This window comes from Nocardioides sp. (genome assembly GCF_016462705.1).
Taxonomy (GTDB): Bacteria; Actinomycetota; Actinomycetes; order Propionibacteriales; family Nocardioidaceae; genus Nocardioides.
Genome location: NZ_JAEMSS010000188.1, coordinates 1 through 7,908, shown reverse-complemented (window position 1 = coordinate 7,908; position 7,908 = coordinate 1). Strand labels below are relative to the sequence as shown.

Genomic DNA, 7,908 nt, shown 5'->3' with positions numbered 1-7,908 from the left:
GTGCTGCTGACGCTGCACGCCAAGGCCGGGCGCTGGTTCCAGCTCGGCGGGCACTGCGAACCCGGCGACGCGTCGCTGGCCGCCGCGGCCCTGCGCGAGGCGACCGAGGAGTCCGGCATCACCGGGCTCGTCCTCGACCCCGACCCGGTGCACCTCGACGAGCACCCGGTCACGTTCTGCGGTGAGCCGGGGCTGGTCCACCACCTCGACGTCCGGTTCGTCGCCGTCGCGCCCGCGGGCGCCGTGCCTGCGGTCAGCGAGGAGTCGATGGACGTGCGCTGGTGGCCGGCCGACGCCCTCCCCGAGCCGGACACCGGGCTGGTCGCCAGGTCCCTGGAGCGGCTGCGCGCCTAGTCAGTCCATCTCCTCGCTGGCCATCTCCTCGCTGGGCGGCGGCTCGATCCGCGAGGCCGCCGACCAGCCGAGCAGGTAGCCCTTGGCCCGCTCGGCGTGCGGGTAGTGGTCGACCCAGCCCCAGAACGCCGCGTCGTGACCGGGCTCGAGCAGGTGCGCGAGCTCGTGCACGATCACGTAGTCCACGACCCACGGCGGCATCCCCTGCAACCGCTCGGAGAGCCGGATCGTCCGGTCGGCCGGGGTGCACGACCCCCAGCGCTGCTTCTGGTTCGACACCCAGCGCACCGTGCTGGGCATCGCCAGGCCGCCGAGGTAGCTGTCGTTGAGCCACATCGCCCGCTCCCAGAGCTGCTCGTCACTGGGGATCGCCTGGCGCTCGGACCTCTCGACCCGCTCGACCATGGTCTCGACCCACTCCGCCTCCTCCTTGCGGGACATGGAGGCGGGGATCAGGACCACGATGCGCTCACCGTCGCGGTAGGCCGAGACCGTACGACGCCGGCGCTTGGAGCGGCGCACCTCGACGTCGGCACGACCACCCATGTCCCGAGGCTAGCCGCAACTCAGCCGGGATCGGCCCACTCGAGCAGTCGCTCCCGGGGCCAGGTCGTCACGATCCGGTCCGGGTCGATCCCGGCCACCTCGGCCCGCTCGGCGCCGTACCAGAGGAAGTCGAGCTGTCCCGGCGCGTGCGCGTCGGAGTCGATCGAGAACAGGCAGCCGATGTCGCGGGCCAGCTCCAGCAGCGGGGTGGGCGGGTCCCGGCGCTCGGGCCGGGAGTTGATCTCCACGGCCACGTCGTGCTCGACGCAGGCCTCGAAGACCCGCTTGGCGTCGAACGACGACGGCGGCCGGGTCCCGCGGTTGCCCATGACCATCCGGCCGGTGCAGTGGCCGAGCACGTTGGTGAACGGGTTCTTGACCGCCTCGACCATCCGGTAGGTCATCGGCCGGGAGTCCATGCGGAGCTTGCTGTGCACGCTGGCGACCCGGACGTCGAGCTGGGCCAGCATCTCCTCGGACTGGTCGAGGCTGCCGTCGTCGAGGATGTCGACCTCGATGCCCTTGAGCAGCGTGAACGTCGCGCCCCCGGCCGACAGGTGCTGGTTGACCGCGTCGACCACCCCGAGCTGGCGCTGCAGCCGCTCGGCGGACAGCCCGTTGGCCACCCGCAGCCGGGGCGAGTGGTCGGTGAGCACCTGGTAGTCGTGGCCCAGCTCCATCGCGGTGAACGCCATCTCCTCGATCGGCGACCCCCCGTCGGACCAGTCGGAGTGGGAGTGCAGGTCGCCGCGGAGCCGGGCGTGCAGCTCCTTCCCGGCGTCGACGAGCGGTCCGCCGTGCGCGGCCTCGAGCTCGGCCAGCCGGGCCGGCGTCTCGCCCCGGACGGCGGCGGCGATCGCCTTGGCGGTGCTGGCGCCCACGCCGGGGATGTCGGTGATCGTCCCGGCCTCGACCGCCTCGCGCACCGCGTCGTCCCCGAGGGGCAGGATCGCGGCGGCGGCGTTGCGGTAGGCCTTGACCTTGTAGGTCTCCTCGCGCCCCCGCTCGAGCAGGAACGCGATCCGGCGCAGGGCCGCGACCGGGCCACCGTCGTACGACACGCCGTCACCCTAGGCCGGACCGGCGACTGGGCCGGACCAGTGGCCCAGGCCACATCGCCAACTGATTTTCGTCCACATGGGGTGGAACCGCGTTTGCGCAGGTCAGCCTGGTTTTCCGAGATCCTTCAGCAGAGTTATCCACAGGCTTGTCCCAGACCGTTCCGCGTGTCTCCACGGGCCACGGCACTTGTGCACACCGTTGTCCACAGCGTTGTCCACAGGCTGGGGTGCCGCCACGTTGACCCCGTCGGCACGGCGCGCCTACGGTCTGCGAAGACGCGGCCCCCGGGGCCGGCGAGCGAGATCCGCAAGGGGAAGGTGGGTCTCTCGAGCCGGACCCGGGGGTTTCGTCATTCCACCCCCGGTCACTGGCCGGTGAAGACCGGTGGCCGCTTCTCCTTGCTGGCCGCGATGCCCTCCTGCAGGTCCGCGGTCGCCAGCGTGACCGGCTGCGCCAGCGCCTCCCACTGCAGCGCCGCCTCCAGGTCGGGGTGGCCGCCGTCGCGCAGCGCGAGCGTCGTGAGCCGGGTAGCGATCGGGGCGCTCGCGGCGACGCCGGCCGCGATCTCGAGGACCTCGTCGCCGAACGTCGCCGGCTCGAGCACCCGGGAGACCAGCCCGATCCGCAGCGCCTCGTCGGCGTCCACGACCCGGCCGGTGAGCAGCAGGTCCTTGGCGTGCGCCTCGCCCACGACCTCGGGCAGCAGGTGCGTGCCGCCCATCCCCGCGTGCATGCCGAGCTTGACGAACGGCACGCCCAGCTTGGCCCCGCGCGCGGCGTACCGCAGGTCGCAGGCCAGGGCGAGGCAGAGACCGGCACCGATGGCGGCCCCGTTGACCGCGGCGATGGTGGGCACCTCGAGCCGCCGGATGGAGAGCCAGGCGCGGTAGAACGCGATCATCCGGGTGCGCAGGTGGTCGACGGTCGCGTCGGGCTCGCTGGCGATCCACGAGGTGTTGCCGCCGGAGCAGAATGCCGACCCCTCTCCGGTCACGACGACCACCCGCACGGAGCGGTCCGCGGCCAGGTCGTCGATGGCCCGGACCCAGGAGCCGGTCATCTCCTCGGACATCGCGTTGCGCATCTCGGGGTTGTCCAGGGTGAGCACGACGACGCCCTCGGAGGGGCGGTCGAGACGCAGATGGCGGAGTTCTGTCGGTGCGAGGGCCATGAGGCGCAAATTACGGCACGCCGGGCGCCTCCGACGCGCCGGTCTGAGCGTGACATAGGCTCGAACAGGTCCCGCGAGAAGTCGCGGGTCCCCCGGCGGGCTTCCTCATCATTCCCCGTCGCGACGACCGAGAAGAAAACATAGGCAAGGAGGCCGTCATGGCGGAGACCTGGAGCGGCGAGTTCTACTGCGTGAAGTGCAAGGCCAAGCGCGAGGCATCGGGCGAGGTGCGCGTCAACGACAAGGGCACCCGCATGGCGAAGGCCGTGTGCCCGGTGTGCAGCACCAACCTCAACCGGATCCTCGGCAAGGCCTGAGGCACCAAGAGCACACCGTCGGCGGCGGCGTCCCCTCGGGGGCGCCGCCGTCGTCGTCCCATGACTCGTCGGGGGCTGTGGAGAGCCCCGGCGGGTCGCGGCCGGTTCGTGTGACCGTGGAGCCGTGAGCGAACCGTTCCGCCTCCTCCCCGGGCTCCGCCTGGTGCGCCGCGACGCCGACCACGTGCAGCTCGGCGTGGACCCGCCGCGGTGCGCGGTGCTGCGTGACCTGCCGGAGGTACGCCGCCTGGTCAGCGACCTGGCGGTCGGCAACCGGCCGCCACGACCGGGGCCCGAGGCCGGCCGGGCGCTGGCCGCGATCATCGACGCCGGTCTCCTGGTGCCCGACGACGCCGCCGAGCGGCGTACCCGGCTCGCCCGGGCGACGCTCCGCGTCGACGCTGAGCCGGAGGTCGACGCGGGCGTGACCGCCCTGCTCGAGGCCGCGGGCGTGCGACCCCCGTCCCGGGCGTCCGGCCGGCCAGACGCGGTCCTGGTGGTCAGGCACGGCGAGGTCCCTCGCGGGATCCTCGACCCGCTCGTCCGCGACGAGGTGCCGCACCTGCTGGTCCGCGACCACGGTCACGAGATCGTGGTCGGCCCGTTCGTCACTCCTGGCCACACCGCGTGCCTGCGCTGCCTGGACTGCCACCTCGGGGAGCACGACCCGCGCCGGGGACTGGCGGTGGAGCAGGCCGCGACCCAGGAGCCTCTGGTGGCCCCTCCGGTCGACCCCACGCTGCGGGCGGTCGCGCTGTCGGTGGCGGTCCGCGACCTGGTGACGTTCGTCGAGGGCGACCTGCCCGCGACCTGGTCGGCCACGCTGACGGTGGGCCGCCCGCTCGACCTCACCCCGACCCGATGGCTGCGGCACCCGGCGTGCGGGTGTGCCTGGGGCGACGCGCTGGCGGGTTGAGGCTCACCACCACTCGGAGTCGAGCTTGCCCTCCATGGCCCGCAGGTTGTCGCGCGAGCAGGCGTCGCAGAACGTGCGGCGCCGGCCGTTCTCGACGGCGACCGTCCACGTCAGGGTCGTCAAGGACTCGGCGTCGTCCTCCTCCTGCCGCCCGCAGAAGTCGCAGGTCCTCATGCCGACGAGGCTAGCGCCGGGAGGATCCAGCGCCAGGAAATGACGAAGGACCGGATCCAGAGTGGATCCGGTCCTCCGATTTCACACCCGCGATCAGGGTGTCCCGCTGAGGTTCTCGCGTGACGCGCGAGGCTCCCATCGAGGTCTTACAGAGCGCGGGCGAGGGCGAGACGCGCCTGCTGCGCTGCCTGCTCGGCCTTGCGGCTGAGTCGGCGGGCGCGGGCCAGCTGTCGGCCGCGCCGCAAAGCTTGCGCCTCTCCCAGGCGCGCGGCCATATGCGCGCGCGCGAGGTTTTCGTTCATGAGGTTCATCTCACTGCTCCTGATGGTGAAGTCGTTCATGGATGGTGTGGGTTCCTTGTGGTTCCTGGACGGGAGAGGGACCGCTACGCGGCTACCTCGTTCTTGCGGGGACGGCCACGGGGGCGCTTGCGGGGGATCACCACTCCCTGGAGGAAGAGCTGGCCACCCCAGACGCCCCACGGCTCGCGACGCTCGAGAGCGCCGTCGAGGCAGAGGGCGCGGACCGGGCAGTCCGAGCACAGGGCCTTGGCGTACTCCACGTCAGTGGGCGACTCCGCGAACCACAGCTCCGGGTTGTTCACCCGGCACGGCAGCTTCTCGTCGTCCACCGCGCCTGCCTGGTCGTGCAGGGTGCCGAGCGAAGGCTCCTGGAGGTTGTCCGGGAGCTTCCGGCCGTCGAGGACGCTGATGGTCATGTGTTTCACCTCCTTCGTTTCACCTTGATCGCGGGTGTTGCGTTGGTCTTCGGGTGGACCCGCGGCGCTTTCGATAAACAGAAAGGCCGCGGATCCCTTGTCGGGTTCCGCGGCCTGGAGGCTGCCGATGCGTTGATCTCTCAACTCGGCGGTGGACTCCAGGCACTGGTCCCCGGGGTGGCGTACGTGCGGACGACGAGAGCGTCGGCTCCGAAAGCCATGTCTCCCTTGACGCGCACCTCGGCCTGAGCGGCGACGACACCATTGGTGACATCGACGGAGCCGAAGGCGTGACCGCACGCGGGCATGCCAAAGGTGGACGGGGCAGAGAAGACGGGAATCTGCATCGCCGGGTACGAGTTGCGGATGCTGCTCATGCGGTCCACCTCCTTCGGTGCGTTCGGGCGTCCGGAGTTGTCAGTTCCGTTGACGCGGGTCTTGGTTTTGAGGACGCTAACGCCTCGGCTCCGTCATGGGCAAACGATTTAATGACTATTTCCGAAATTTTTCTGCCACGACCTGGGAACAGCCCCTGCGGGGCCCTCAGCTGACCAGCTCGAGCACGTCCTCGCCGTACTTCTCCAGCTTCTGCGGGCCGATCCCGGAGATGCCGAGCAGGGCCTTGGCGGACGTCGGCTTGAGCTCGGCGATCAGCTGAAGCGTGGCGTCGCTGAAGACCACGAACGCCGGCACCTCCTCGGCGTCGGCACGGCCCTTGCGCCACTCGCGGAGCCGCTCGAACAGCTCCTCGTCGTAGGACGCCGGGCAGTCGGCGCAGCGGCCGGTCTTCTTCTCCGGGCCGGTGCTGAGCGGTCGCCCGCACTCGCGGCAGGTGCGGGCCCCCCGCTTGGACCGGGCCGAGCGCGGCTGCGCGGACTCGAGCAGCGTGTCGGGCAGCAGCGGACCGAGGAACCGGGACGGCTTGCGCGAACCCCTCCCGCCGGGCTGGCGGGCCAGCGACCACGACAGCGACAGCCCGTGCCGGGCCCGGGTCATGCCGACGTAGAGCAGCCGGCGTTCCTCCTCGACCGCGGCCGGCGTCTCGGCGTAGGTGATCGGGAGCGTGCCGTCCTGGAGCCCGCACAGGAAGACGGCGTCCCACTCCAGGCCCTTGGCGGCGTGGAACGTCGCCAGGGTGACGCCCTCGGCGACCGGCGCGTGCTGCTCGGCGGCGCGCCGGTCGAGGTCGTCGACGAACGCCTCCAGCGTCCCGCCGGCCCTCTCGAACTCGGCTGCCTGGTCCATCAGCGCCTGCCAGGACTCCCAGCGGTCCCGGGTCTGGCCGCGGGCGGTGGGCGGTTCGTCGGTCCAGCCCATCCCGGCCAGGGTGCCGCGGACGGTGTCGACGACCCCGTCGCCGGCGGCCTCGGCCTGGCCGGACCGGGCGGCGCCGCGGATCCGCGTGACCGCCTCGCGCACCTCGGGGCGGTCGAAGAACTTGGCGGCCCCGCGGATGACGTAGGGGATGCCGCGGGCGGCCAGCGCCTCCTCGAGGTTCTCCGACTGGGCGTTGATCCGGAACAGCACGGCCATCTCCGCCAGCGACCGCCCGGACTGGCGCAGCGCCAGGATCTGGGCGGCGACGGCGTTGGCCTCGGCCACCTCGTCGGGCCACTCGTGGAACTCGACCGCCGGGCCGGACGGCTGCTGGGCGCGCAGCGCGACCCCCTGGCTCCGGGTGCCCGCCAGCAGCGTGTTGGCCGCGTCGACCACCTGGGGCGTGGAGCGGTAGTTGCGGACCAGCTCGATCGAGGTGGTGCCGGGATGCTTGGCCGGGAAGTCCCGCAGGTAGTCGGCGTTGGCGCCGGCGAACGAGTAGATCGTCTGGGCCGGGTCGCCCACCACGCAGAGCTCGTCGCGACCACCGAGCCACAGGTCGAGCAGTGCCGACTGCAGCGGCGACACGTCCTGGAACTCGTCGACGACGAACCACTTGTACTGCCGGCGCACCTGCGCGGCGACCCGCTCGTCCTCGGCCAGGAGCCCGGCGGTCAGCAGCAGGACGTCCTCCATGTCCATCCGCCCCTGGGCCCGCTTGACCTCCTCGTAGCCGTCGAAGATCCGGGCGACCGCCTCCGGGGACTGGCCGGTGACCGAGCGGTTGCGCGCCTGCGCGGCGGCGGCGTACTGCCCCGCGCCGATGTTGCTCACCTTGGCCCACTCGATCTCGGAGGCGAGGTCCCGCAGCAGCGCCTGGTCGGCGCGGAGCCGCTGGTTGCGGGCCGCCGCGGCGAGCAGCCCGATCTTGGACTCGATGATCTGCGGCAGCTCGGTGCCGTGCACGTGGGGCCAGAAGTAGCGCAGCTGCCGCAGCGCGGCGGAGTGGAACGTGCGGGCCTGCACGCCGCCGGCCCCGAGCGCCCGCAACCGGGCGCGCATCTCGCCGGCCGCCCGGGTCGTGAACGTCACCGCGAGGACCTCGTGGGGGGCGTAGACGTTGCTGGCGACGCCGTGGGCGATCCGGTGGGTGATCGCCCGGGTCTTCCCGGTGCCCGCACCGGCGAGCACCCGCACCGGGCCGCGCAGCGCCTCGGCGACCTCACGCTGCTCGGGGTCGAGCGCATCGAGCAGGTGGGTCACCGACGTCACGAGGGTCACAGTCTCCCGGGGTACTGGGCTGACGATTGGGCGGAACAAGGGCGTGGTGAGG

General features: G+C 72.0%; 11 protein-coding genes. 3 read left to right on the top strand and 8 right to left on the bottom strand.

Translation table 11 applies throughout. The features are described from left to right. Nucleotides 1-354, top strand: a 354-nt coding sequence (locus tag JHD21_RS18610) for an NUDIX domain-containing protein (RefSeq protein ID WP_292678247.1), incomplete at its 5' end; no start/stop codon positions are given. Here JHD21_RS18610 and JHD21_RS18605 read toward each other — a convergent pair. The 3 genes from JHD21_RS18605 to JHD21_RS18595 form a co-directional block, all read right to left on the bottom strand. After that, nucleotides 355-900, bottom strand: coding sequence for a M48 family metallopeptidase (locus JHD21_RS18605; protein ID WP_292678246.1), 546 nt, complete (start codon nt 898-900; stop codon nt 355-357). Between the two features lie 20 nt (nt 901-920). After that, complete coding sequence (locus tag JHD21_RS18600) at nt 921-1,961, bottom strand: PHP domain-containing protein (protein ID WP_292678245.1); 1,041 nt, start codon at nt 1,959-1,961, stop codon at nt 921-923. A gap of 365 nt (nt 1,962-2,326) precedes the next feature. After that, the gene (locus JHD21_RS18595) at nt 2,327-3,133 is read right to left on the bottom strand and encodes an enoyl-CoA hydratase-related protein (RefSeq protein ID WP_292678243.1); all 807 of its coding nucleotides are present in this window, start codon (nt 3,131-3,133) and stop codon (nt 2,327-2,329) included. A 158-nt stretch (nt 3,134-3,291) separates the two neighbouring features. Here JHD21_RS18595 and JHD21_RS18590 point away from each other — a divergent pair, with 158 nt between their 5' ends. Both JHD21_RS18590 and JHD21_RS18585 read left to right on the top strand, forming a co-directional pair. Continuing rightward, a complete protein-coding gene (locus JHD21_RS18590) occupies nt 3,292-3,450 on the top strand; it encodes a DUF5679 domain-containing protein (RefSeq protein ID WP_292678241.1) in 159 nt (52 codons plus the stop codon). A gap of 124 nt (nt 3,451-3,574) precedes the next feature. Further along, the gene (locus tag JHD21_RS18585) at nt 3,575-4,366 is read left to right on the top strand and encodes a TOMM precursor leader peptide-binding protein (protein WP_292678239.1); all 792 of its coding nucleotides are present in this window, start codon (nt 3,575-3,577) and stop codon (nt 4,364-4,366) included. Between the two features lie 3 nt (nt 4,367-4,369). Here the strand turns inward: JHD21_RS18585 and JHD21_RS18580 are convergent, their stop codons facing one another. From JHD21_RS18580 to JHD21_RS18560, 5 genes are all read right to left on the bottom strand, one after another. Then, on the bottom strand, nt 4,370-4,540 hold the full coding sequence (locus JHD21_RS18580) for a hypothetical protein (protein ID WP_292678237.1): 171 nt from the start codon (nt 4,538-4,540) through the stop codon (nt 4,370-4,372). 146 nt (nt 4,541-4,686) lie between these two features. After that, entirely contained in the window at nt 4,687-4,881 is a 195-nt protein-coding gene (locus tag JHD21_RS18575) for a hypothetical protein (RefSeq protein WP_292678235.1), read from the bottom strand. 44 nt (nt 4,882-4,925) lie between these two features. After that, nucleotides 4,926-5,258 (bottom strand): WhiB family transcriptional regulator, encoded by a 333-nt coding sequence (locus tag JHD21_RS18570; RefSeq protein WP_292678233.1) that lies wholly within the window; start codon nt 5,256-5,258, stop codon nt 4,926-4,928. Nucleotides 5,259-5,398: 140 nt separating this feature from the next. Continuing rightward, nucleotides 5,399-5,635 carry a hypothetical protein gene (locus JHD21_RS18565; protein ID WP_292678231.1) on the bottom strand — a complete coding sequence of 79 codons (237 nt, stop codon included), beginning with the start codon at nt 5,633-5,635 and terminating at the stop codon, nt 5,399-5,401. 166 nt (nt 5,636-5,801) lie between these two features. Continuing rightward, the gene (locus JHD21_RS18560) at nt 5,802-7,847 is read right to left on the bottom strand and encodes a UvrD-helicase domain-containing protein (protein ID WP_292678229.1); all 2,046 of its coding nucleotides are present in this window, start codon (nt 7,845-7,847) and stop codon (nt 5,802-5,804) included. Nucleotides 7,848-7,908: the final 61 nt, after the last annotated feature.

Bases quoted from the DNA above. Each gene is read 5' to 3' on its own strand.
- JHD21_RS18605 (WP_292678246.1), bottom strand. From the start codon at position 900: ATGGGTGGTCGTGCCGACGTCGAGGTGCGCCGCTCCAAGCGCCGGCGT.
- JHD21_RS18595 (WP_292678243.1), bottom strand. From the start codon at position 3,133: ATGGCCCTCGCACCGACAGAACTCCGCCATCTGCGTCTCGACCGCCCC.
- JHD21_RS18590 (WP_292678241.1), top strand. From the start codon at position 3,292: ATGGCGGAGACCTGGAGCGGCGAGTTCTACTGCGTGAAGTGCAAGGCC.
- JHD21_RS18580 (WP_292678237.1), bottom strand. From the start codon at position 4,540: ATGAGGACCTGCGACTTCTGCGGGCGGCAGGAGGAGGACGACGCCGAG.
- JHD21_RS18575 (WP_292678235.1), bottom strand. From the start codon at position 4,881: ATGAACGACTTCACCATCAGGAGCAGTGAGATGAACCTCATGAACGAA.
- JHD21_RS18570 (WP_292678233.1), bottom strand. From the start codon at position 5,258: ATGACCATCAGCGTCCTCGACGGCCGGAAGCTCCCGGACAACCTCCAG.
- JHD21_RS18565 (WP_292678231.1), bottom strand. From the start codon at position 5,635: ATGAGCAGCATCCGCAACTCGTACCCGGCGATGCAGATTCCCGTCTTC.